Here is a 23389-nt window from a genome sequence, read left to right on the forward strand (position 1 = left end):
GAAAGGAAACTGAGATGAACGATGCCTGGCTTTACGTGGTTCTGCTCGGAGCTGCGGCCGTCGTGTATGCCTTTCTCATTCCGAAGGCATCGGCGTCCAAAGCCTCTTCCGGGAGCGATCGCGTCGTAAAAGAAGTGGAACAAACCCTCGAACAGTACATGGCCGAAATGGAAAAAGAAAACGACGACCTCGTCAACTTGTTGGTGCAAATCCGCCAGGAGACCGGGGCCAAGCAGCTGTCGCTGCAAGAGCAGCTCGGGGAAATGCGCACCCGCTTGTCGGAAATGGAACGCACGACAGGCAAACACGAAGCCAAAATCGAGCAGCTGTCCGCTATCGAAGCGCCGCTTGCGACGATGCGGATCGCCCGGGACGCTTTCGTTCAGCCGGCAGGCGAACCTGCGGCGGCCGCGCCCGCCCCGGAACCCGAACTTGAAGCGGAGCCGGAAGATTCCGTGCGCAGCCGCTACCCTCAGCTTTTCGAGCTGCACGATCAGGGCAAATCGGTGGACGCCATCGCCAAAGCGACAGGGCTCCAGCGAGGCGAGATCCAGCTGATTTTGCGGTTGGCGAAAAGGGAGGAAGCGTAGTGTTCAAAAATCGCTCGTTTATGTTCGGACTGGGGATCGGGATCATTATGGGCGCGCTGCTGCTGCAGCTGATGCTGTTGGCGCAGACGGGACGCGAAGCGCTGCCCGCCTCCGGGGAGGAGCCAGACACCCGGACGCAGCAGGAAGGGACGGACACGGCTCCGGCCGGGAACGAACCCGCAGAGAAGGACCCGGCCGCCGACACCGGCACGCCGGCTGCTGCCGGCAACGAAGCCGACGCTCCGGCGACCGAGCCGGCTTCCGATACGGAAACGGCTCCCGAGGCAGGAACGGACTCGGAAGCGACGACTCCCGAAGCGACTTCGGAAGCCGCCCCGGATACCGAAAGGGCTCCGGCGAATAAGGATTCCGACGTCGCCCCGACGACGACCGCGCCTCAAAGCGATAGCGCGCCGTCTGCCAACGCGCAATCGCCTGCGTCCAAAGCGTCGACCACGAAAGCGCCGACGACCAGCGCGCCTACGGCCGAAGCGCCGACCAAGCCGCAGGCCCAGCCTGCGGAAGCGCCGAATACCGGCGACAAGCCGGCTGCAAGCAAGCCTGCCGCCGAAGCGACGGCGCAGCCGGCCAAGCCGTCTTCGTCGGCCGCAAGCGAGCCTGCCGCGCCTGCGAAGCCAGCCAACCCGGCTCCTTCCGAGCAGCCGGCGCCAGAACCGGCCAAACCGGCCGCTTCCGGCAGCCTGAAGCCGCAGGAGTCGGCAGCCGAGCAAAATTCCCGCGTTTTGTTCGAGATCGAAAGCGGCATGAATCTTCAAACGGTGTCGCGCGCGCTCGAAAGCGCGGGTATCGTCGAAGACGCCGCCGCTTTCCAGCGCCTTGCCGCGCAGGAAGGCGTGACCGCGAAATTGCAGGTCGGCGATTATTCGTTCGAGCCCGGCGATTCCTACGAAGAGATCATTCAGGAAATCTCGACGCCTAAAAAAGAATAGACTGCCGAAAAAGCCGCGACTTCGTCTGGAAGCCGCGGCTTTTTTTGCGTTCGGTCGCAAAAATGGTTTTCGCGCCTAAATAATGCTGTTGGGGATTGCGCAGCGCAATTCATTATGATAAACTAGAAAACGGTGTTAAAACACACGCTGATTGATTTTGTGGAAGGTGCTTTGCCCAGGGCAGAGTCTCCATGGAAGATGATTTCGGCGGAGGTACATCAAAAAAACCAAACCCATAGGAGGTGTATGGAGAATGGCAGTTATCTCCATGAAACAGCTTCTCGAAGCTGGCGTACACTTCGGTCACCAAACTCGTCGTTGGAACCCGAAGATGGATCGTTACATTTTTACCGAAAGAAACGGAATCTACATCATCGACCTGCAAAAGACAGTCAAGAAAGTTGACGAAGCTTACAACTTCGTGAAAAGCCTGGCTGGCGAAGGCGGTACGCTCTTGTTCGTAGGTACCAAAAAACAAGCTCAGGATTCCGTAAGAGACGAAGCGGAACGCTGCGGCATGTACTTCATCAACCAACGTTGGCTCGGCGGCACGCTGACCAACTTCCAAACGATCCAAAAGCGGATCGACCGTCTGAAAAAGCTCGAAGCTTGGGAAGAAGACGGCACGTTCGAAGTTCTGCCTAAGAAAGAAGTTATCCTGCTCCGCAAAGAGAAGGATCGCCTCGAAAAATTCCTCGGCGGCATCAAGAACATGAAAAAACTGCCTAGCGCGCTGTTCATCATCGATCCTCGCAAAGAGCGTATCGCTGTTGCAGAAGCACGCAAGCTGAACATTCCGATCGTGGGCATCGTCGACACGAACTGCGATCCGGACGAAATCGACTACGTTATCCCAGGCAACGACGACGCGATCCGCGCCGTTAAACTGCTGACAGGTAAAATGGCCGACGCTATCATCGAAGGCAACCAAGGCGAACAAACAACTGCATAAGTCCGGCGGCGCCGATCCCGGTGCTTGACCCAAGACGAAGGCAGAGTTAATAAAAGAGGGCGGTTGGTGGTGAATAGCCTCTTAACCGCCCTTTTTTTAGGGGTAAATCCCGCAAACCAATACTTATCTGGAGGTAATCAACAATGGCAGTAAACGCGAGCGCGGTAAAAGAACTTCGTGAAAGAACAGGCGCAGGTATGCTTGATTGCAAAAAAGCGCTGGAAGAAACCAACAACGATATCGATAAAGCGGTAGACGTACTCCGCGAAAAAGGCTTGTCCGCAGCAGCGAACAAAGCCGGCCGTACCGCTACAGAAGGCACGGTTGAATCGTACATCCACGCAGGCGGCCGTATCGGCGTTCTCGTGGAAATCAACTGCGAAACGGACTTCGTCGGCAAAACCGACCAGTTCAAGAGCTTCGCGCGTGACATCGCGATGCATATCGCTGCCGCTAACCCGCTCTATGTTCGTCGTGAAGAAGTACCGACAGAAGCCCTTGAGAAAGAAAAAGAAATCCTGAAAGCCCAAGCGCTCAACGAAGGCAAACCGGAAAAAATCGTTGAGAAAATGGTTGAAGGCCGCATCAACAAATACTATGAAGAATACTGCCTGCTGGAGCAATCGTTCGTTAAAGATCCGGACAAAACGATTTCGCAGCTGCTGAACGAAAAAGTGAGCACGATCGGCGAAAACATCTCTATCCGTCGTTTTGCACGTTTCGAACTGGGCGAAGGCCTTGAGAAAAAAGTCGACAACTTCGTAGAAGAAGTTATGGCTCAAGTCAAGTAATTCAGACCGGTAACTAAAGAACAATCACAGCTTCTGTGTATGGGGGGAACACTTGGTGTTCCTTCTTTTTTAACCAGGGTTCCCGCCCTTACTCAGGCAGCGGAAAAAAGCGGAGGGTATAATTGATGCAGCCTGCATTTAAGCGAGTGGTACTCAAAGTCAGCGGCGAGTCGCTTGCGGGACAGAACGGATACGGAATTGACGGATTGACCATTGCCGATATTGCCGAACAAATCAAGGAAGTCGTGGAACTGGGTGTCGAAGTCGCCGTCGTCTGCGGCGGCGGCAACATCTGGCGGGGAATTGCCGGCAGTGCGAGCGGCATCGACCGTTCGACGGCGGATTACATGGGGATGCTGGCAACCGTCATGAACTCGCTGGCGCTTCAGGACGCGCTGGAGTCGATCAATGTGCCGACCCGCGTTCAGACTTCGATCGCCATGCAGCAGATCGCCGAGCCGTACATCCGCCGCAGAGCCATCCGCCATCTGGAAAAAGGCCGCGTCGTGATCTTTGCAGCCGGTACGGGCAACCCGTTCTTCTCGACCGATACAACGGCCGCGCTGCGCGCCGCAGAGATCGAAGCGGAAGTCATCTTGATGGCGAAGAACAAAGTGGACGGCGTCTATTCGGCCGACCCGTTCGTCGACAGCACCGCGGAGAAGTTCGAACAGCTGACCTACATGGAAGTGCTGAACCTGAACCTGGGCGTAATGGACTCTACCGCTTCTTCCTTGTGCATGGACAACAATATTCCGCTGATCGTATTTGCCATTACCGAAAAGGGTAATATCAAAAGAGTCGTTCTCGGTGAAAAAATCGGGACGATCGTCAAAGGGAGTGTAGATTAAGATGCCTCAAAGTGTGAAGAAAAACGCGGAAGAACGGATGGGCAAAGCGATTCAGGCGCTGCAACGCGACCTGAGCACGCTGCGCGCCGGCCGTGCGGTACCGGCCCTGCTGGACCGGATTCAAGTCGAATATTACGGAGCTCCGACTCCGCTTAGCCAACTCGCGAACATCAACACGCCGGATTCCCGGACTTTGATGATTCAACCGTGGGACAAGTCTTCGCTGGGCGAAATCGAGCGCGCGATCCAGAAATCCGATCTCGGCCTGACGCCGGGCAACGACGGCAACGCGATTCGACTGAGCATTCCGCCTCTGACCGAAGAACGCCGCGGCGAACTCGTCAAGCTGACGAAGAAGTTCGGCGAAGAAGGCAAAGTGGCCGTACGCAACATTCGCCGCGATGCCAACGACGATATCAAGAAGATGGAAAAAGGCGAAATCTCCGAAGACGAATCCCGTGGCCATCAGGAAGACATCCAGAAGCTTACGGATAAATATATCGCGGAAGTCGATCGAGTCATCGCTGCAAAAGAAAAAGAAATCATGGAAGTTTAAGACCCCGCGACCCCTCCGTTCCAGGTGGGGTTGTGTCTTTTTTAGGGACATCCGCGGGAGCTGAAGGCATGGGGGAGAAGACATGATAAATCGGTTTCGCTCGTGGATCGGTCCGAAGGAACGCGAGCTGGCATCCGGACCGGCCGAGCCGTCGGCAGAGAACGTACCGCAGCATATCGCCATCATCATGGACGGCAACGGCAGATGGGCCAAAAAATTCGGCATGCCACGTATCGTCGGTCACCAAAGCGGGATGAAAGCGGTCAAACGGGCCACGATCGCGGCGGACGAAATGGGTGTGCGCTATCTGACGTTGTATGCCTTCTCCACGGAAAATTGGAGCAGGCCCAAAGAGGAAGTCGACTTCCTGATGCGGCTGCCGCAGGAGTTCCTGGCCCTTGAACTTGAAGAATTGATCCAGAAAAACGTACAGGTACGCATGATGGGCAACATGGAAAACCTGCCCGAACATACGCTCAAAGCGATGCGGGAAGCGATTCGCCGCACGCAGGGCAATACCGGACTCGTGCTCAATTTCGCTTTGAATTACGGAGCCCGCCGAGAGCTCGTCGAAGGCATTCGCGAGATCGCCCGCGGCGTCGAAGCGGGACGGATCAGAGCAGAAGACATCGATCAGGCCATGATTTCCGCGCATCTGCAAAGCGTCGACATGCCCGACCCCGATTTGTTGATCCGCACAAGCGGCGAACTGCGCATCAGCAATTTCATGCTGTGGCAGATCGCGTACAGCGAACTGTGGTTCACGAACGCGTATTGGCCGGAATTCAGCAGGGAACATCTTAGGGAAGCGGTAGCGGAATACCAGCGGCGTACGCGTCGTTACGGCGGTTTGAAATGATCGCCGGGCGCTTGAGCCCGTTTGGGTCCAAGCGAACAGGTACGGCGGTTTGAAATAGCGGCGTTGCCCGGACGGAGGATGAAACGGTGAAACAACGAATTATAACCGGCGTGGTAGCCGGCGTGTTGTTCTTGGGATTGTGCGTAGTCGGAGGCATCTGGTACCCGGCGTTGATCATGCTGATGGCCCTTGTCGGCTACTACGAGTTTGCGAAGATGAGCACGGGGGCGCCGTTTCGGTCGGAAGCCTGGATCGGCTACGTAGGCGTCGCCTACCTGACCTTTCCCTGGCATGTATGGAACATGGACTTTCCGCTTCCTCCTCTCCATGCGGCCTGGCTTATGCTGCTGCTGCTGCTCTGCGCAACCGTGCTTACCAAAAACGAAATCAATATCAGGCAGGCATCGCTGCTGTTTCTAGGCGCGGCTTATGTCGGCTTGGGTTTTTATTATATTTCTATGTCGCGCGAAACGCCGGACGGACAAGGACTGTTCTGGACGTTCATGCTGCTGCTCAGCATTTGGGGCAGCGATGCCGGAGCGTATTTTACCGGCAAAGCGTTCGGCAAAAACAAGCTGTGGCCCGCGATCAGTCCGAACAAGACGATCGAAGGAGCGGTCGGAGGCATTTTGATCGCCGTTCTGATCGCGCTCGGATTTTCGCTGGCCGCGCCGGATATGGTGGACCCGCTGCGCGCGATGCTGATCGGCCTGGCCGCTTCGGTCGTCGGACAGATGGGGGACCTGATTCAGTCCGCCTACAAGCGCGTATACGGAATCAAGGATTCGGGCAGCATTCTTCCCGGTCACGGAGGGATATTGGACCGCTGCGACAGTTGGCTGGCCGTATTCCCGTTCGTACATATCCTGCTTTTGCTTCCTTACTAGTCCGCGGGCCGCGGCAGACCGATTCGGCAAGGAGAAGGAAAGGGGCATATTAAGCATGACGAAAAAAATCGCGCTGCTCGGCTCTACCGGTTCGATCGGAACCCAGACGCTGCAGGTCGTAGCCGAACATCCCGAACGTTTTGAGATCGAAGCGTTGGCGGCCGGAAGCAATACGCAGCTGCTGCTGGAACAGATCCGGCAGTTCAAGCCGTCCAAAGTGTCGGTCGCGACGCGGGAAGCCGCGCAGGCGCTGAAATTGCAGGTGCCCGCAGGCACGAAGGTCTATTTCGGCGAAGAAGGGCTGGTCGAGATTGCGGCCGGTACCGATGCGGATACCGTCGTCACGGCCGTGACAGGCAGCATGGGACTGCCGGCAACGCTTGCGGCGATCGACGAAGGCAAAACGATCGCGCTTGCCAACAAGGAAACGCTCGTAACGGCCGGCCATCTCGTGATGCGCCGCGCCGCCGAAAAAGGCGTGTCGATTTTGCCGGTCGACAGCGAACACTCCGCCATTTTCCAATGTCTCAATGGAGAACCGCGCGAGCGGCTGCTCGGCATTACGCTGACCGCTTCGGGCGGTTCATTCCGGCATTTGAGCCGGGAAGAGCTGGCGGGCGTGACGGTGGAAGACGCGCTCAAGCATCCGAACTGGTCGATGGGCGCGAAGATCACGATCGATTCGGCGACGATGGTCAACAAAGGACTCGAAGTGATAGAGGCACACTGGCTGTTCGGTCTCGGCTACGACGAGATCGGCGTGCTGCTGCATCCCGAGAGCATCATCCATTCGTTCGTGGAATTTGAAGATACAAGCCTCATCGCCCAGCTCGGCAACCCCGATATGCGGGTTCCGATTCAATACGCGCTCACTTACCCGGATCGCATTCCGCTTCGAACCAAGCGATTGTCGCTGGCCGAAGTAGGCAGGCTGAACTTCCGGGAGATGGATTTCGGCCGGTTCCCTTGTTTAAGGATGGCCTATGAGTGTGGTAGAATGGGAGGAACCGCACCGACCGTATTCAACGCCGCGAACGAAGTCGCGGTCGCACGCTTTTTGCGCCGCGAAATCTCGTTCCTGCAGATCGAAGAGATCCTGGAGAACGTCTCGGCGCGGCACGTCGCGTCGGCCGACCCCGATCTGGAAACGATTCGCGAAGCCGACGAATGGGCACGGCGGATCGCTTCCGAATAACGGAATCTACGCGATATTCGGGGCTTGACCCACAGGGAGGATCAGACCAGATATGATGACACTTCAGATCGTCGTTCTGACCGTATTGATGTTTTTCGTCGTCGTTACGGTCCATGAATGGGGACATTACTACTTTGCCAAGCGCGCGGGGATTCTCGTACGCGAGTTTGCGATCGGCTTCGGTCCCAAGCTGTTTGCTTATAAACGAGACGAGACGATGTTCACCCTGCGCCTGCTTCCGCTCGGCGGCTACGCCCGAATGGCGGGGGAAGATCCCGAACTCGATCCGATCCAGCCCGGGCAGACGATCGCCGTCCGCCTGTCGGATGCCGGCGTCGTCAAGAAAATTTTCCTCGATCAGCTCGATAATCGCCGCAACGTCGTGATCGGCGAGATCGAATGGATCGATATCGAAGAACGGATGCAGATTCGCCTGAACGTCGACGGCGAAACGCAGCATCTGGAAGTCGATCGCAAAGCGGATATCGTCACGCGCGGCCAAGAGCTTCAGGTGGCGCCCAAAGACCGTCAATTCCGCAGCAAAAGCGTCGGCAAACGGGCGTTGGCCATTTTTGCCGGACCGCTGATGAACTTCGTGCTGGCCTTCGTGCTGTTCCTGATCTATGTGCAGGTGGCAGGCGTGCCGGACGAAAAAGCGACGGGCGTCGAAGTGTCGAGCGTCGTGGCCGGAACGCCGGCCGCTTCCGCCGGGCTGCAAGAAGGCGACGTGGTGCAATCGATCGACGGACAGCCCGTTCAGGGCGAACTGTCCACCGTGACCCAACTGATCAACGCTTCCGGCGGACAGCCGGTCGAGATGTCGGTGCAGCGCGGCGGCGAAAATCTGCAAATCCCGGTTACGCCGAAAATGGTCAAAACGGAAGACGGGCGCGAAGTGCTTCAGGTCGGCATCGCGCTGAGCCAGCTCAAGCGCACCGCTTCCTTTACCGAGACGTTCCAGTTTGCGGGCGAATCGTTCAAAAACGGCAGCACGGCGATTTTGGACGCGCTGCGCAAATTGGTGTTCGAACGTTTCGACATCAACCAGCTTGCCGGTCCCGTGGGCACGCTTCAGGCGACCGGGCAAATTGCGAGCCAGGGCATCGACCAGATGATTTTGTGGACGGCGCTCGTCAGTATCAACCTCGGCATTTTCAACCTGCTGCCGATTCCGATGCTCGACGGCAGCCGATTGATCTTCCTCGGGATCGAAGCGATCCGCAGAAGGCCGATCGATCCGAACAAGGAAGGCATCGTGCATTTCGTCGGCTTCGGGCTCATTTTCCTGCTGATGATCGCCGTCACGTACAACGATATTTTACGCATCATCAGAGGATAGCTTAACTTAGGTTCGTTCGATAAACGGAGGGAATATCATGGCAAGCGACAAACAGGACAAACAGTTCGTTACGGAAATCACGCCGCAGAGCGAAGACTTTTCGCGCTGGTACATCGACGTCATCAAAAAAGCGGAATTGATGGATTACGCGCCGGTTCGCGGCTGCATCGTGTTCCGTCCGGACGGCTACGCGATTTGGGAACATATTCAGCAGGAGATGGACCGCCGGTTCAAGGAAACGGGACACCGCAACGCCTACTTCCCGATGCTGATTCCCGAAAGTTTTTTCCAAAAAGAGAAAGAGCATATCGAAGGATTCAATCCGGAGCTGCCGTTCGTTACGGAAGCCGGCGGCGATATTCTCGAAGAACGTCTGGCGGTGCGTCCGACTTCGGAGACGATGTTCGGCCATATGTATTCCAAATGGATCAAATCGTACCGCGACCTGCCGGTGCTGATCAACCAATGGGCCAACGTCATGCGCTGGGAGAAGCGTACGATGCCGTTCCTGCGCACAAGCGAATTCCTGTGGCAGGAAGGCCATACCGCGCATGAAGACGAGAAGGACGCGCGCGAAGAAACGATGCGCATGCTCGAACTGTACCGCGATTTCGTCGAAGACTTCCTCGCGCTGCCGGTCATCATGGGCCAGAAGACGCCTTCCGAGAAATTCGCGGGCGCGGTCGACACCTTCTCGATCGAAGCGATGATGAAAGACGGCAAAGCGGTGCAGGCCGGTACGTCCCATTATATGGGCACGAACTTCGCCAAAGCGTTCGAGATCCAATACCTGAACCGCGACAACGAGCTGGAATTCACGCATACGACGTCGTGGGGAACGAGTACCCGCCTGATCGGCTCGTTGATTATGGCGCACGGCGACGACCGCGGCCTGGTCCTTCCTCCGAAAGTGGCGCCGACCCAGGTCATCCTTATTCCGATCGGTCCGCCGAAAATGCGCGATATGGTCATCGAACGCGCCGACGCGCTGTTTGCCGAACTCAAAGCGGCCGGTATCCGCGTCGCCATGGACGATCGCGCCGATGTGCGTCCGGGTTGGAAATTCAACGAATACGAAATGCGCGGCGTGCCGGTCCGGATCGAAATCGGGCCGCGCGATATCGAGAACGGCGTCTGCCTGCTGGCTTCGCGCCTGGGCGGCGACAAGCTGACCGTGCAGCTCGATAACGTGGTCGCCGACGTCAAGCAGCTGCTTGACGACGTGCAGACCGGCATGTTCAAGCGCGCGCTCGAATTCCGCGACGAACATTTCCATGCTGTGGACAACCTCGATCAAATGCGTACGCAGATGGAAGAAAAACGCGGATTTTTCCTCGCCGGCTGGTGCGGAAGCGAAGCTTGCGAAGACACGGTGCGTGCCGAGACAGGCGCCACGAGCCGCAACATTCCGTTCGATCCGCAGGAACGCAAAAATACGTGCGTGGCATGCGGAGAAGCCTCCAAGCATACGGTCGTATTTGCCAAAGCGTATTAATTAATCGAAAGCTCCCGCCGCCGTTCGATCGGAACGAGGCGGGAGAAAAGCGTCACACCGGGCCGGTACGGCCGGACAACCGGATGAAGGCTGGCTCGGGATAAAGCTTCCGGCGGCGGGGCGAAGAAGGATGCCCGCCGCGGAAGCTCTTCGCTTTTTAAGAAACAAAGGGGGACAGACGATGAGTGAGACGGCAGAGCGCAGACAGCGGCTCGAACTGCTGATGAGGCAGGCCGAGATGCCGGCCGGCGCGGCGGACCCTTATTTTAACGACGGCCATATCGAACGGGTGGAGATCAGCCGGTCGAATCGAGATTGGAAAATCGTGCTCGTCAAAGACACGCTGGTACCGGCGCAGATCTACCGGACTTTTTGTTTGCAAATACAGGAGCGGTTGAAGCATATTGCCAAAATCCGCTTCCTGTTTCAATATACGGGCGAGAATCGGCAGGGCGAGATCGTCGACGAATACTGGAAGCTGTTCATCGAATGGGCGCAGCGCGAAATTCCTTCGGTCAACGGCTGGATGGCGCGGGCGCAGGCCGTAACGGAAGGGAACGTGACGACCGTGTCGTTTGCCGACGCGACGTCGCTGGAACTGGGCCGCAAACGGAACATCGACCGCGCGCTGACCGATTTTTACGCCAAATATTTCGGACTTCAGCTTCAGGTGAAGCTGAACGTGGGCGAAGGCGAAGCGGCTTCGCAGGCTGCCAAAGCGGCGTTCGACGAAATGCGCCGCCGCGACGAGATGGCCGCGATCGAGAAGATGATGGCCGAGATCGACGCCGAAGTGAGCGCGGGCGAAGGCAGCGAGAACGACGAGAATATCAAGCTGCAGGTCGGCTACGATATTCGCGACGAAGCGATTCCGCTGCAGAACCTGCAGGACGAAGAGAAGAAAGTGACGATCCAGGGTCTGATTTTCGGCCTGGAGAGCAAGGAACTTCGCAACGGCAGCACGCTGTTCACTTACTATCTGACGGATTACAGCGATTCGCTGCAAATGAAAATGTTCGCCAAAAACAAGGAAGACCTCAAAGTGATGAGCCTGCTGGCCAACGGCAAGTGGGTCAAAGCGCGCGGCCGCGTCGAATTGGACCGGTTCATGCAGATTCCGGAACTCGTCATGATCCCGTCCGACCTGATGGAGATCAAGACGCCACCGATTCGTATGGACAACGCGGAGAACAAACGGGTCGAATTCCACCTGCATACGAAGATGAGCACGATGGACGCCGTCTGCTCGATCGAAGAGTACGTCAAGCGCGCGGCGAAATGGGGCCACAAAGCGATCGCGGTCACCGACCACGGCGGCGTGCAGTGTTACCCGGACGCGGCCAAAGCGGCCAAAAAGAACGGCATCAAAATGATCTACGGCGTCGAAGCGAACGTGGTCAACGATGCGGTAGCGGTCGTGCTCAATCCGCGTGACGAAGAATTGAAGACGGCCGAGTACATCGTATTCGATATCGAGACCACCGGATTGTCGATCACGCAGAACAAGATCATCGAGATCGCCGCGGTCAAAATGAAAGAAGGGCACGAAACGGGGAGGTATTCCACGTTCGTCGATCCGCATGAGCGTATTCCGTACCATATCCAGCAGTTGACGAACATCACGGACGACATGGTGCGCGGCGCGCCCGATATCGACAGCGTCATCCGCGAGTTTGTCGAATTCGCCGGTGACGGTATTCTGGTAGCGCACAACGCGAGGTTCGATATGGGCTTCATTCAGGCGACGCTGAAAAACTTCGACCTGCCCGAACTTGAGAATCCCGTGCTCGATACGCTGGAACTTGCGCGATTGCTGCATCCGACGATGAAAAATCACCGGTTGAACACGCTCGCGACCAAATACAAAGTGTCGCTCGAAAGCCATCACCGCGCGATCGACGATACGATAGCGCTCGGCGGCATCCTGAACGGACTGATCGACGAAGCGATCAAAGAGCGCAGCCTCAACAACCTGAGCCGGCTGAACGATTTCGTCGGCAAAGACCTGTCCAACTCCCGTCCGTTCCACTGCGGCATCTATGCGCTGAACGACGTCGGCAAAAAGAATCTGTACCGCCTGATCTCCATGTCGCATACCGAGCATTTCAAACGGGTACCGTGCATGCCCAAATCGAAGCTCGAGAAAATGCGCGAAGGGCTGCTGATTTTGTCCGGCTGCGAAAAAGGCGAGTTTTTCGAAGCGGTGCTCAACAAAACGGTCGAAGAAGCGGAAGAAGTGGCGCAGTTCTACGACATTCTGGAGATCCAGCCGCTCACCATGTACATGCATCTCGTGGACAAAGGGCTCGTCGGCAGCGCGGAAGAACTGAAGCTTGCGGTCGAAAAAGTGTGCAAGATCGGCAGCAAGCTGAACAAGCCGGTCGTGGCGACAGGCAACGCGCACTATCTCGATCCCCGCGACAAGCTGTACCGCGACATTACGATCCACGGCATTACCGGCTTCAGCCCGCTCAAAGACCAGAACAAACCCGACGCGCATCTGCGTACGACGGAAGAAATGCTGGAAGAGTTCAAGTTTTTGGGCGCGGAAAAAGCCAAAGAAGTCGTCGTGACCAACACGTCGGAGCTTGCGGACCGGTTCGAGGAACTCAAGCTGTTTCCTTCCGAACTGTATACGCCGGTCATCGAAGGCGCCGATCAGGAGATCCGCGATACGTGTTATTCGACGGCCAAAGCGATGTACGGCGACGAACTGCCGGAAGTGATCGTGGCGCGGCTGGAAAAAGAACTCGGACCGATCATCAAGTTCGGCTTCTCCGCCAACTATCTCATTTCCGAACGGTTGGTCAAAAAATCGAACCAGGACGGCTATCTGGTCGGTTCGCGGGGCTCCGTCGGCTCGTCCGTCGTCGCCATGTTCCTCGGCATCTCCGAAGTCAATCCGCTGCCGCCGCATTATGTGTGCCGCAATTCCGACTGCAAACACAGCGAATGGTTCCTGGACGGCAGCGTGCGAAGCGGTTTTGACATGCCGAACAAAGAGTGCCCGGACTGCGGTTCGACGATGCTCGGCGAAGGGCATGATATTCCGTTTGAGACGTTCCTCGGCTTCAAAGGCGACAAAGTTCCCGATATCGACTTGAACTTCTCCGGCGAATACCAGCCGCAGGCGCATAACTTTACCAAAATCATGTTCGGGCCGGACAACGTGTTCCGGGCCGGTACGATCGGTACGGTCGCGGAGAAGACGGCTTTCGGGTTTGCGAAAAAGTACGAGGAACAGCATCAGAAGCGCTGGCGTTCGGCGGAGCTGAACCGGCTTGCTTCCGGCTGTACCGGCGTCAAGCGCAGCACCGGGCAGCACCCGGGCGGTATCGTCGTGCTGCCGGACTACATGGAGATCGAAGACATCACGCCGGTGCAGTTCCCGGCCGACGACGTGAACGCGGAATGGAAAACGACACACTTCGATTATCACGCGTTCGACGAGAACCTGCTCAAGCTCGATATTCTGGGCCACGACGATCCGACGATGATGCGGATGCTGCAGGATCTCACCGGCGTCGATCCGACGAGCATTCCGATGAACGACCCCAAAGTCATGAGCATGTTCAATTCGACGGAATCGCTCGGTGTCACCCCGGAGCAGATCCGTACGCCGGTCGCGACGTACGGCGTGCCGGAGATGGGCACCAAGTTCGTCCGCCAGATGCTGATCGAAGCCAAGCCGTCGAGTTTTGCGGATTTGCTGCAAATCTCGGGACTTTCGCACGGAACGGGCGTATGGCTCGGCAACGCGGACCAGCTGATCAAGAACGGAACGTGCAACATCAAGACCGTAATCGGCTGCCGGGACGATATCATGCTGTTCCTGATCTACAAAGCCGGCATGGATGCGAGTCTCGCGTTCAAGATTACGGAAAGCGTACGGAAAGGCAAAGGTCTGCCGCAGGAATGGATCGACGAGATGAAGCGCTGCAAAGTGCCGAACTGGTACATCGATTCCTGTCTCAAAATCCAGTACATGTTCCCGAAAGCCCACGCCGCGGCCTACGTTATCTCGGCTGTGCGGACCGCTTATTTCAAGCTGTACCATCCGATCGAATATTACGCGACGTATTTCTCGGTCCGCGCGGCGGATTTCGAAATCGAATTGTTCTGCCAGGGATACGAAGCGATCGGCCGCAAAATCGTCGAGATCGAGCAAAAAGGCTTCCAGGCGCTGCCGAAAGAAAAAGCGATGCTGCCGATTTTGGAAATGGCGCTCGAAATGACGGCCCGCGGATTCACGTTCAAAACGATCGACCTGTACCGCTCGGATGCCAACAAGTTCACGGTGGACGGAACGAGCCTCCTGTTCCCGTTCTCGGCGCTTGCCGGTCTCGGCGAAAACGCCGCGAAAAGCGTCGCTTCGGCGCGCGACCACGGCGAATTCCTGTCGATCGAAGACTTCCAGCAGAAATCGAAAGCTTCCAAAACGATCATCGAACTGCTGAACCAGCTGGGCTGTTTCCGCGGCCTGCCGGAGAGCAACCAGCTGTCGCTGTTCTGAGAAAGAGCGCAGCAGAGGCGTTTGTAAAGCCTCCGTACTTGTCACCACTCGGGCATTATGGTATAATCGGAGTAGGATTTTGGAGTTAGACCCAGTAGGAGATAGATCTTTGTGTAGAGAGTGGGGCAACCCACTCTTTACTTTTGGGCTGATATCTTCTGCGCCGCCTTTGCGGACGGAACCTGACAACGCTTGGAGGGTGAATGCTTGAGCACACCAAAGATTAAATCAACCGTAGAAGAGATGATCGAACCGTACCTGAACGAACAGGGATTCGAACTGGTCGACGTGGAATACGTCAAGGAAGGCGGAAGCTATTTCTTGCGCATTTACGTAGACAAGGACGGAGGCATCGATATCGACGACTGCGGGCAGATCAGCGAGTACATGAGCCAGAAACTGGACGAGAACGATCCGATCGAGGAGGCTTACTTCCTGGAAGTGTCTTCGCCGGGAGCCGAACGTCCGCTCAAAAAAGCGGAAGACGTCCTGAAATCGGTCGGCAAAGACGTTTTCGTTACGACTTACGAGCCGATCGGCGGATCGAAGGAATTCGAAGGCAAGCTGCTTTCGTTCGAAGAGGGAGAACTTGTGATCGCCATCGGCAAGAAGCAGGCGGCTGTGCCTTACGACAAGGTCGCCAGCGCCAGACTGGCTATTATTTTCTAATATAGAGAGTCCTGAAAGGGGGAGCGTTGGGCAAATGAGTACGGATTTCATTGAAGCTTTGAACGAGCTGGAGCGGGATCGAGGAATCAGCAAGGAGATTCTTTTCGAAGCGATTGAAGCGGCGCTGATTTCGAGTTACAAGCGCAATTTCAATACGGCTCAAAACGTGCGTGTGGATATGAATCGCAATACCGGGGTAATAAAAGTATATGCGCGTAAATTGGTCGCGGAGGAAGTGCTCGACGATAGAACCGAAATTTCGCTCGAAGGCGCGCGGGAAATCAACCCGCATCTGCAAATCGACGATATCGCGGAACTCGAAGTGACGCCTCGCGACTTCGGCCGCATCGCCGCCCAAACGGCGAAGCAGGTCGTAACGCAGCGCATACGCGAAGCGGAACGCGGTTTGATCTATAACGCATTCGTCGACAAGACGGAAGACATCGTGACGGGAACCGTGCAGCGCATGGACGCCCGGAACCTGTATGTCGATCTCGGCAAGATCGAAGCGGCGCTGCCGCTGACCGAACTGATGCCGGGAGAGAAGTTCGCGCATAACGAACGGATCAAAGGCTACATTACGAAGGTCGAGAATACGACCAAAGGGCCGCAGATCATCTTGTCCCGGACGCATCCGGGCCTGCTGAAGCGGTTGTTCGAACTTGAAGTGCCCGAAATTTTCGACGGAGTCGTCGAAATCAAGTCGGTTGCGCGCGAAGCGGGCTTCCGCTCCAAAATCGCGGTCTACTCCCGCAATCCCGAAGTCGATCCGGTCGGTTCCTGCGTAGGCCCAAAAGGCATCCGCGTACAGACCATCGTAGGCGAGCTTCGCGGGGAGAAGATCGACATCGTCAATTACTCCGAGAGCGTGGAAGAATATGTGGCTAACGCCCTTAGCCCTTCCAAGGTGATCGAAGTCGAAGTGTTCGAAGCCGAGAAAATGGCCCGCGTCATCGTGCCCGACTATCAATTGTCGCTTGCGATCGGCATCAAAGGCCAAAACGCCCGCCTTGCGGCGAAGCTGACCGGCTGGAAGATCGATATCAAGAGCGAGACGCAGGCCGAGGAAGAATTCGGCAGAGAACGCACGTACGACGGCGAAATGCCGCAGGACTCCGTGTCTATTGACTAGCCCTGCATTCGGAGCCTGAAAGCTTCGAATCGCGGATCGCCTGTCGGTTACAGGAGAAAGCGGGGATTCCAATCATGAAAACGAAAAAGGTTCCGCTGCGCAAATGCGTGGCAAGCCAGGAAATGCTGCCCAAAAAAGAATTGATCCGGGTCGTCCGCACGCCGGAAGGCCGGATCGAAATCGATTTGACGGGCAAAAAATCAGGCAGAGGCGCTTATCTGCGCGCGGACGCGGACTGCTTCAGGCTCGCCCAGAAGAACAAGTCGCTCGACCGCGCACTCAAGCAGCCGGTGCCGATCGAAATTTACGAACAACTCGCCCGGGATTTTATCCGGGTCGAGCAACAATTCCGGGAATTGCAGGAGAAAGAAGCAGACGATGAATAATGAGCTTTCGGGACTGGGGCTGGCCATGCGCGCCGGAAAGATGGTTACCGGAGACGAGTTGGTCCTTAGAGCCATCCGGTCGCGCGAAGCCAAGTTGATCGTTTTGGCCGGCGACGCCTCACCCAATACCCAAAAAAAGTTTCGAGACAAGTGCGGAACGTACGGCGTTCCCCTGCTTATCGGTTTCGACCGCGAGCGTCTCGGCGCCAGCATCGGCAAGCCGGAAAGACTCGTGCTTGCATTAACGGACCAGGGGTTCGCCGACATGATCCGCAGGAAACTGGGGACAACGTCGGAGGTGGAGTATATTGAGTAAACCAGAGAACAAAGTTCGGGTCTATGAATACGCCAAATCGCTCGACATGAGCAGTAAAGAAATCATTACCATTTTGAAAAGACTCGAAATGCCGGTGAACAATCACATGAGTGTGATGGAACCGGACGCGATCGGCAAAGTGGAACAATTTTTTCAGAAGATCAAGTCGAATGCCTCCAAACCGGCATCTCCAAGCAGCAAGCCGCAATCGAACGGTGACCAAACAACAAAAACTTTACAAGAAAAGCAGGTAGGTATGAATAATAAACCACAAACCCCAAACAGTAGTCAGTCGCAAAGTCAAAGCGGTAACCGTCCGCAGGGCAGCCGTCCTTCTTCCGTAGGCGGAGGACAAAGTCGTCCGCAAAGCAGCGGCGGCGCAAGCCGTCCCGCAGCAAGCGGACAAGGGCAGCGTCCTAGCGGCGGCGGCCAAGGCACGACAGGCCAGCGCCCTAGCGGTACAAGCCCAAGTTCGCAAAACCGTCCTGGCGGCACTTCTTCGCAAGGCCGCAGCGGTACCCCTTCGAGTTCTTCGAGCAGCAGCTACGGCGGTAATCGCAGCAGCGGCGGCGGTCAAGGAGGCCAAGGCGGTAACCGTACCGGTACCGGCGGTCCCGGCGGCGGCAATCGCAGCGGCGGCGGAGGCCAGGGCGGACGTCCGGGCCAGCGTCGTTCCGACGACAGCCGTGGCGGATTCCGCGGCGGTCAAGGCGGACGAGGTGGCAAAGGCGGACGCGGTGGCAATCGCAACCAGCCGCCAAGAGAGAAAATCGACAATACGCCGAAGAAAATTATCGTGCGCGGCACGATGACGGTCGGCGAAACAGCCAAATTGCTGCATAAGGACGCTTCGGAAGTCATCAAGAAGCTGATCATGCTCGGCGTTATGGCCACGATCAACCAAGAGCTCGATCTGGAGACGATTCAGCTGCTCGCCGGCGATTTCGGTGTCGAAGTCGAAATCAAGATCCCGGTCGAAGACGATCGTTTCGAGACGCTTGAAGAAACCGACGAAGAGGCGGAACTCAAAGAACGTCCTCCGGTCGTTACGATCATGGGTCACGTCGACCACGGTAAAACGACGCTGCTCGACGCTATTCGTTCCACGAACGTAACCGGCGGCGAAGCAGGCGGCATTACTCAGCATATCGGCGCTTACCAGGTCGAAATTAACAACAAAAAAATTACGTTCCTGGATACGCCGGGTCACGAAGCCTTCACGGCGATGCGTGCGCGCGGCGCCCAGGTTACCGATATGACGATCATCGTCGTAGCGGCGGACGACGGCGTTATGCCTCAGACGGTCGAAGCGGTTAACCATGCGAAAGCGGCGAACCTGCCGATCATCGTAGCGGTCAACAAAATCGACAAGCCGGGTGCCGATCCGGACCGCGTCAAACAGGAACTGACCGAGTACGGCCTCGTTCCGGAAGAGTGGGGCGGCGACACGATCTTCGTCAACGTTTCCGCGAAGCAAAGAATGGGCCTGGAAGGCCTGCTTGAAATGATTCTGCTCGTAGCCGAAGTCAACGACTACAAAGCGAATCCGGACAAGCGTGCGCGCGGTACGGTCATCGAAGCCGAGCTGGACAAAGGCCGCGGACCGGTTGCGCGGATTCTCGTTCAACACGGTACGCTCAAAGTGGGCGACGCCTTCGTGGCGGGCAACTGCTTCGGCCGTATCCGGGCGATGGTGAACGACAAAGGCCGCCGTCTGAAGGAAGTCGGCCCTTCGACTCCGGTCGAAATTACGGGTCTGACCGAAGTGCCGCAGGCGGGCGATCCGTTCATGGTCTTCGAAGACGAGCGCAAAGCGCGCAGCATTGCCGACAAGCGTTCGATCACGCAGCGCGAATCGGATATGGGCGCCAACACCCGCGTTACGCTTGACGATCTGTTCAAGCATATCAAGGACGGCGAGATCAAAGACCTTAACGTCATCATCAAAGGCGACGTGCAAGGTTCGGTCGAAGCCCTCAAAGGCTCGCTCGGCAAGATCGAAGTGGAAGGCGTACGCGTCAAGATCATTCACAGCGGCGCCGGCGCGATCAACGAGTCGGACATTATTCTGGCGGCGGCTTCCAATGCCATCGTGATCGGTTTCAACGTTCGCCCGGACAACCAGGCCGCGCTGACAGCCGAGCAGGAGAAAGTCGACATTCGTCTGCACCGCGTCATCTACAACGTGATCGAAGAAATCGAACAAGCCATGAAAGGCATGCTCGATCCGATCTTCAAAGAAACGGTCATCGGCCAGGCCGAAGTCCGCAGCACGTTCAAAGTTACCAAAGTCGGCGTAATCGCGGGCTCCATGGTCATTCAGGGCAAAATTGCGCGTAATGCGGAAGCTCGCCTGATCCGTGGCGGCATCGTCATCTACGAAGGCAAGATCGACTCGCTGAAGCGTTACAAAGACGACGCCAAAGAAGTCGCTCAAGGCTACGAGTGCGGCATTACGCTCGATTACAACGATATCAAAGAAGGCGACATCATCGAAGCCTATGTGATGGAAGCCGTCGAGCGCTAAAAAGTGGGGTGAAGACAAATGGCTAAGATTAGAGTAGGCCGGGTTGCGGAAGAGATCAAGAAGGAACTCAGCCAGCTTATCCAGAGCGAACTCAAAGATCCCCGGATCGGATTCGTTACCGTCACCGACGTAGAGGTGACGGGCGACCTATCCGAAGCGAACGTATATCTGAGCATTTTCGGCGATGAGGACCAGAAGCAGCAGTCGTTGGCGGGTATCGCCAAAGCGACAGGCTTCCTTCGGACCGAGATCGGCAAGCGGATTCGGCTGCGTCATACGCCGGCACTGTTTTTCCATGTCGATGAATCGATCGCCTATGGCAACAAGATCGACGTTCTGCTCGGTCAGATCAAAAAAGAAGAACCAGGCAACAACAAAAAAGGAGACGGCGATGCGGACGTATGAGCAGGATTTGATCGATGCGCGACGATTTATCGAAGAGCACGATGATTTCCTGGTCGTGGCGCACGTACAGCCCGACGGAGATGCAGTCAGTTCCACCCTTGCGGTGGGCTGGCTTCTCTCGCGTTTGGGCAAAACCTTCACGTTGATCAACGAAGGGCCGATTCCCCAACGTATGACGTACATGGCCGGAGCCGCCGACATTCTCGATATGAGTTTGATGGAACGCACCCGGACATATGGAAATGTGATTTGCGTGGACTGCGCGGATTTCAAACGCGTCGGCCTCGTATCGGAATGGATGGAGCCGGAAGCGAACATGCTGAACGTCGACCATCATCCGACGAACGACGGGTACGGGACCTGCACGCTGATCAAAGCCGATGCGGCTGCGACGGCGGAAATCCTGTACGATCTTTTGGCTTCGTTCGAACTGGGCTGGGACCGCGAAATCGCGGAAATGCTGTATACCGGTATTTTGACCGATACGGGCGGTTTCCGGTATTCCAGCACTTCGCCCAAGGTGATGCAGATCGCTTCGCATTTGCTCGAACTCGGCGTCAACGGTCCGGATCTGGCGGATTCGCTGCTCGAACAGTTGACCAAGCCGCAGTTCGACGTGCTGACGATCGCGCTCGGCACGCTGGAAATGTCCGGCGACGGCCGGGTGGCCTGGGTACATGTGACGCCTGAACATATGCTTCAGACCGGCGCGTCCAACGAAGACCTGGAAGGGATCGTCAATTATCCGCGCAATATTCAGGGCGTCGAAGTTGGCGTTCTATTCAAAGTCATCACCGATAATGCGGTCAAGGCCAGCATGCGTTCCGCCGGAAAAGTGGACGTGGCCGCCATTGCCGCCGAATTCGGCGGAGGCGGACATGTGCGCGCTGCCGGATGCCGCATGGAAGGGTCGCTGCAGGAAGTGACCCGCAAAGTGATCGAAAGGATTCAACAATCGCTATGAATGAATTCGACGGTGTATTGCCCGTGTACAAACCTGCGGGGATGACATCCCACGATGTCGTCGCCAAATGCCGCAGGCTGCTCCAAATGAAGCGGATCGGCCATACCGGCACGCTCGATCCGTCCGTGACCGGCGTGCTCCCGCTCTGTCTGGGCCGCGCTACGCGGATGGTCGAGTATTTGCAGGAGATGCCCAAAGAATACCGGGCGGTGCTCAAGTTCGGCATCGCGACCGATACCGAAGACCTGACGGGCACCGTGATCGAGGAAATGGCCCAGACCGGCATTACCGAAGACCAGGTGCGCGCCGCGCTGTCGGATTTTATCGGTTCGATCATGCAGACGCCTCCGATGTATTCCGCGATCAAGATCGACGGAAAACGATTGTACGAGCTGGCGCGCGAAGGCAAGACCGTCGAGCGCAAAGCCCGGGAAGTCGTGATTCACGAACTTGAGGTGACCGGTTTCGCGCCCGGAGACCAGCCGGAAGTCTCGCTTCGGGTGCTGTGTTCCAAAGGAACGTATATCCGCACGCTTTGCGTCGATCTCGGTGCCAAGCTGGGCGTTCCTTCGACCATGGCCGCCTTGCAGCGTACGCAGTCGGCGGGAATCGGGCTCGACCGCTGCCTCACTTTCGACGATATCGAGCAAAAGCTTGAAGACGGCAGCTTCGAACAAGCGCTTCTGCGCGCGGACAAAGCCGCTTCGCATATGGCGGAGCACGTCGTGAACGAAAGCCGGTTGATCAACGCGCTGCAGGGACAGAAGCTTGCGCCCTGGGCCGTTACGCCTTCTGCCGAAGGCGCCGAGCGCGAGTTCAGACTGTATACGCCGGACGATCGTTTCATCGGAATCTATGAATGGAATGAAGAAGCCGGGAAAGTCGTTCCGGTCAAAGTGTTCCTTCCCTAGAGATTCAAGCGGAAGGGACCGGCCGGAAGACGACGGGCGGAAAATGCAGGTGATCGCAAAGTGAAGACGATAACGTTAACTTATCCTTTAACGATACAAGAAAGTCTTATCCCCGTGCAGCGCCAGGTGCTGGCGATCGGCCAGTTCGACGGTCTGCATCTGGGGCATGTCAGCGTCATTCGGCGCGCGCTCGATCTCGGGCAGAATCTGGGACTGCCGGTATCCGTCCTGACGTTCCATCCGCATCCCAAAGACGTGATGGGCAAAGGCGACTACGAAGGGTACCTGACCCCGCTGTCCGACAAAGAAGCGATCTTGGCTTCGATGGGCATCGACTATATGTACGTCGGGGAATTCACGTCCGAATTTTCCAAAGTGTCGCCGGCCGAGTTCGTTTCCGGTATGCTGATGCCTCTGCAGGTCGATACCGCGGTCGTGGGATTCGATTTCCGGTTCGGCCATATGGGACAGGGAACGGCCGAAGCGCTCGCTCCGCTGAGCGGAGGCGCTATTCGGGTAGAGACGGTGCAGCCGTTTTTGCTTGATGGCGAAAAAGTCGGCAGTTCGGGTATCCGGGCCGCGCTCAAAGCGGGCGATGCCGAGAAAGCCGCGCGCTGGCTGGGCCGTCCGTACCGGGTCGCCGGCAAAGTGGTCGGCGGCGACAAACGCGGCCGCACGATCGGATTTCCGACTGCCAACGTCGAGCCTTCCGGACATTACGTCACGCCGGTCAAAGGCGTCTATGCCGTTCGGTTCGGCCTCGGAGACGAAGTGCTGGAAGGAGTCATGAACGTGGGCGTCAAGCCGACGTTCACCGACGGCATCGTCAAGCCGACCTACGAGACGCATCTGTTCGATTTCGATCGGAGTATTTACGGCGAGGAAGTGTGGATCGAACTGATTCGTTTCATCCGTCCCGAACGCAAATTTTCCGGCATCGACGAACTGGTGGCGCAGATCGCCAAAGACGCGGAGCAGGCGCGCAGCATTTTAAGAAGCTGACGGTTTACATTTGACCGAAGGTTTGCTATACTGATTTATGTTGCTCGCACGCGTGCAAGTGACTTAACCCTCGCTTGGTTTCTGGCTTTCACCGGCCGT

Annotated in this window: 21 protein-coding genes; all 21 read left to right on the top strand. The window is 56.9% G+C overall.

Annotated elements, in window-relative coordinates:
* The first annotated feature begins 14 nt into the window (after positions 1 to 14).
* The 21 genes from FTE24_RS00785 to FTE24_RS00885 all read left to right on the top strand — a co-directional run bounded on the left by FTE24_RS00785 (position 15) and on the right by FTE24_RS00885 (position 23290).
* Positions 15 to 590, top strand: coding sequence for a DUF2802 domain-containing protein (locus tag FTE24_RS00785; RefSeq protein ID WP_150230839.1), 576 nt, complete (start codon positions 15 to 17; stop codon positions 588 to 590).
* Positions 590 to 1540 (top strand): endolytic transglycosylase MltG, encoded by a 951-nt coding sequence (locus FTE24_RS00790; RefSeq protein WP_150230837.1) that lies wholly within the window; start codon positions 590 to 592, stop codon positions 1538 to 1540. The genes FTE24_RS00785 and FTE24_RS00790 overlap by 1 nt, the downstream gene beginning before the upstream one ends.
* 253 nt (positions 1541 to 1793) lie before the next feature.
* Complete coding sequence (gene rpsB, locus FTE24_RS00795) at positions 1794 to 2492, top strand: 30S ribosomal protein S2 (RefSeq protein ID WP_141449421.1); 699 nt, start codon at positions 1794 to 1796, stop codon at positions 2490 to 2492.
* 143 nt (positions 2493 to 2635) lie between these two features.
* Entirely contained in the window at positions 2636 to 3283 is a 648-nt protein-coding gene (gene tsf / locus FTE24_RS00800) for a translation elongation factor Ts (protein WP_141449422.1), read from the top strand.
* Positions 3284 to 3405: 122 nt separating this feature from the next.
* Complete coding sequence (gene pyrH / locus FTE24_RS00805) at positions 3406 to 4134, top strand: UMP kinase (protein WP_141449423.1); 729 nt, start codon at positions 3406 to 3408, stop codon at positions 4132 to 4134.
* A 1-nt stretch (position 4135) separates the two neighbouring features.
* Positions 4136 to 4690: a ribosome recycling factor gene (frr, locus tag FTE24_RS00810; RefSeq protein WP_141449424.1), complete on the top strand. Its 555-nt coding sequence runs from the start codon at positions 4136 to 4138 to the stop codon at positions 4688 to 4690.
* A gap of 82 nt (positions 4691 to 4772) precedes the next feature.
* Positions 4773 to 5549, top strand: a complete 777-nt coding sequence (locus tag FTE24_RS00815; RefSeq protein WP_150230832.1) for an isoprenyl transferase — start codon at positions 4773 to 4775, stop codon at positions 5547 to 5549.
* A gap of 86 nt (positions 5550 to 5635) precedes the next feature.
* Positions 5636 to 6436 carry a phosphatidate cytidylyltransferase gene (locus FTE24_RS00820; RefSeq protein WP_150230830.1) on the top strand — a complete coding sequence of 267 codons (801 nt, stop codon included), beginning with the start codon at positions 5636 to 5638 and terminating at the stop codon, positions 6434 to 6436.
* A gap of 55 nt (positions 6437 to 6491) precedes the next feature.
* Positions 6492 to 7631: a 1-deoxy-D-xylulose-5-phosphate reductoisomerase gene (locus FTE24_RS00825; RefSeq protein WP_150230828.1), complete on the top strand. Its 1140-nt coding sequence runs from the start codon at positions 6492 to 6494 to the stop codon at positions 7629 to 7631.
* A 52-nt stretch (positions 7632 to 7683) separates the two neighbouring features.
* On the top strand, positions 7684 to 8970 hold the full coding sequence (rseP, locus tag FTE24_RS00830; protein ID WP_150230826.1) for an RIP metalloprotease RseP: 1287 nt from the start codon (positions 7684 to 7686) through the stop codon (positions 8968 to 8970).
* Between the two features lie 37 nt (positions 8971 to 9007).
* Positions 9008 to 10465 (top strand): proline--tRNA ligase, encoded by a 1458-nt coding sequence (proS, locus tag FTE24_RS00835; protein ID WP_150230824.1) that lies wholly within the window; start codon positions 9008 to 9010, stop codon positions 10463 to 10465.
* 181 nt (positions 10466 to 10646) lie between these two features.
* A complete protein-coding gene (locus FTE24_RS00840; protein WP_150230822.1) occupies positions 10647 to 14978 on the top strand; it encodes a PolC-type DNA polymerase III in 4332 nt (1443 codons plus the stop codon).
* A 207-nt stretch (positions 14979 to 15185) separates the two neighbouring features.
* A complete protein-coding gene (gene rimP, locus FTE24_RS00845; protein WP_141449431.1) occupies positions 15186 to 15647 on the top strand; it encodes a ribosome maturation factor RimP in 462 nt (153 codons plus the stop codon).
* Positions 15648 to 15681: 34 nt separating this feature from the next.
* Positions 15682 to 16779 carry a transcription termination factor NusA gene (gene nusA, locus FTE24_RS00850; RefSeq protein WP_141449432.1) on the top strand — a complete coding sequence of 366 codons (1098 nt, stop codon included), beginning with the start codon at positions 15682 to 15684 and terminating at the stop codon, positions 16777 to 16779.
* Positions 16780 to 16853: 74 nt separating this feature from the next.
* Positions 16854 to 17165 (top strand): RNase P modulator RnpM, encoded by a 312-nt coding sequence (gene rnpM / locus FTE24_RS00855; protein WP_141449433.1) that lies wholly within the window; start codon positions 16854 to 16856, stop codon positions 17163 to 17165.
* Complete coding sequence (locus tag FTE24_RS00860; protein ID WP_141449434.1) at positions 17158 to 17481, top strand: L7Ae/L30e/S12e/Gadd45 family ribosomal protein; 324 nt, start codon at positions 17158 to 17160, stop codon at positions 17479 to 17481. The genes rnpM and FTE24_RS00860 overlap by 8 nt, the downstream gene beginning before the upstream one ends.
* The gene (gene infB / locus FTE24_RS00865; RefSeq protein ID WP_150230820.1) at positions 17474 to 20008 is read left to right on the top strand and encodes a translation initiation factor IF-2; all 2535 of its coding nucleotides are present in this window, start codon (positions 17474 to 17476) and stop codon (positions 20006 to 20008) included. The genes FTE24_RS00860 and infB overlap by 8 nt, the downstream gene beginning before the upstream one ends.
* Positions 20009 to 20026: 18 nt before the next feature.
* The gene (gene rbfA, locus FTE24_RS00870; protein WP_150230818.1) at positions 20027 to 20413 is read left to right on the top strand and encodes a 30S ribosome-binding factor RbfA; all 387 of its coding nucleotides are present in this window, start codon (positions 20027 to 20029) and stop codon (positions 20411 to 20413) included.
* On the top strand, positions 20400 to 21377 hold the full coding sequence (locus tag FTE24_RS00875; protein ID WP_150230816.1) for a DHH family phosphoesterase: 978 nt from the start codon (positions 20400 to 20402) through the stop codon (positions 21375 to 21377). Before rbfA ends, FTE24_RS00875 begins: the two co-directional genes overlap by 14 nt.
* A complete protein-coding gene (gene truB, locus FTE24_RS00880) occupies positions 21374 to 22288 on the top strand; it encodes a tRNA pseudouridine(55) synthase TruB (protein WP_150230814.1) in 915 nt (304 codons plus the stop codon). The genes FTE24_RS00875 and truB overlap by 4 nt, the downstream gene beginning before the upstream one ends.
* Positions 22289 to 22348: 60 nt before the next feature.
* Positions 22349 to 23290, top strand: a complete 942-nt coding sequence (locus tag FTE24_RS00885) for a bifunctional riboflavin kinase/FAD synthetase (RefSeq protein ID WP_150230812.1) — start codon at positions 22349 to 22351, stop codon at positions 23288 to 23290.
* Positions 23291 to 23389 lie beyond the last annotated feature (99 nt).

It is taken from the genome of Saccharibacillus sp. WB 17 (assembly GCF_008634075.2).
GTDB classification, from domain to species: domain Bacteria; phylum Bacillota; class Bacilli; order Paenibacillales; family Paenibacillaceae; genus Saccharibacillus; species Saccharibacillus brassicae.